The sequence below is a fragment of the Moorena sp. SIO3I6 genome (assembly GCF_010672095.1).
Genome location: NZ_JAAHHU010001391.1, coordinates 1 through 1,348, shown reverse-complemented (window position 1 = coordinate 1,348; position 1,348 = coordinate 1). Strand labels below are relative to the sequence as shown.

The following is a 1,348-nucleotide window of genomic DNA, read 5'->3' as shown; positions in this document are numbered from 1 at the left end:
TCTTGTCCTGGCCTCGGAAGTAGGTGGACATTTACAAGTGGCCGAGTCAGGGGATATTGCTTATCTGTTTCCCAAAAACTTTCGCGCTATTCTCCGCAACAAGTCCTTAAAGCTACGGTTGCAAGCATGGTGGGAAAAGATTTGGGGTGTTCTGTTTTACCTGATTCGGATTTCCTTCGGGATTTTCCTACTGCTTTCCATTGTATTGATGATTGTTGCGATCGCATTTATTGTTCTGAGCCTCAAAGCTGGCAGTGACAATGATTCTGACGGAGGAGGCGGAGGAAGTAGTCGTTCTGGTGGTGGCGGCGGAATCCTGTTTTTGCCCCGTTTATGGATAGGACCGGATCTGTTTTGGTGGTTCAACCCATCTTACTCCCACAATAATTATCGACGGCAACGGCAAAATTCCCGTTCTGACCGAGGAGACAGTGAGATGAATTTTTTAGAGGCTGTCTTCTCCTTTCTGTTTGGTGATGGCAATCCCAATAGTGATTTAGAAGAACGTCGCTGGCAAACCATTGGTACTGTAATTCGCAATTCCGGGGGGGCTGTGGCAGCGGAACAGATTGCTCCCTATCTTGATGAGCTAGGAGAAAGCTACCAGCGAGAGTCAGAAGACTATATGTTACCAGTGCTAATCCGATTCGACGGACGCCCGGAAGTTAGTCCCTCAGGGGATATTGTTTATCACTTCCCATTATTGCAGACAACTGCTGGCCAAAAGTATCAACAGCCGGTGCCAGCTTATCTTCGTGCCAAGTTATGGCAGTTTTCTCTGGCAAGCAGTAACCAGATTATGCTGGCGATTGGGTTAGGGAGTGTAAACTTCGTTTTAGCCTTAGTCCTCGGTTCCCTGTTGCAGGGAGGTGAGATTGCTGCACAGCTAGGAGGGTTTGTGGTATTTGTGGAGCTAATTTACCCTCTGTTATTGGTTTATGGCGTAGGATTCTTGACTATACCGTTGCTTCGATATTTCTGGGTTCAGCGGAAAAAGAAACAGATTGAAGCTCAGAATCAAGCACGGCAGGAAAATGCGATCGCACTTAATCAGGCTGATCAGGTTTTACAGAACAAGATTGCCTATGCGCAACAGTTTGCCGCTCAAAATGTGATTCGGGAAGAAGATTTGGTTTATAGCAGTGAGAAGGATTTATTGGATCAGGATATAGAACGGAAAGACCAAATTGATGCGGAGTGGGAACGGCGCTTAGAATTGGGGTCTACTCAGAATCTTGATATAAATAACTAATTAGGGCTTGCTGCACAAACCGGAAACCAAAGGCCATCAAGGCTTTGAGCCGCCTTGAGAGTTGCTAAAGTTCAAGGAAATCTGATAAAATCCTTT

1 protein-coding gene is annotated in these 1,348 nt (G+C 46.1%); it reads left to right on the top strand.

Features of this window, described 5'->3' with window-relative positions:
* Positions 1-1,252: hypothetical protein (locus F6K49_RS49605; RefSeq protein WP_293110160.1), on the top strand; the 1,252-nt coding region annotated here is incomplete at its 5' end.
* Between the last annotated feature and the right edge of the window lie 96 nt (positions 1,253-1,348).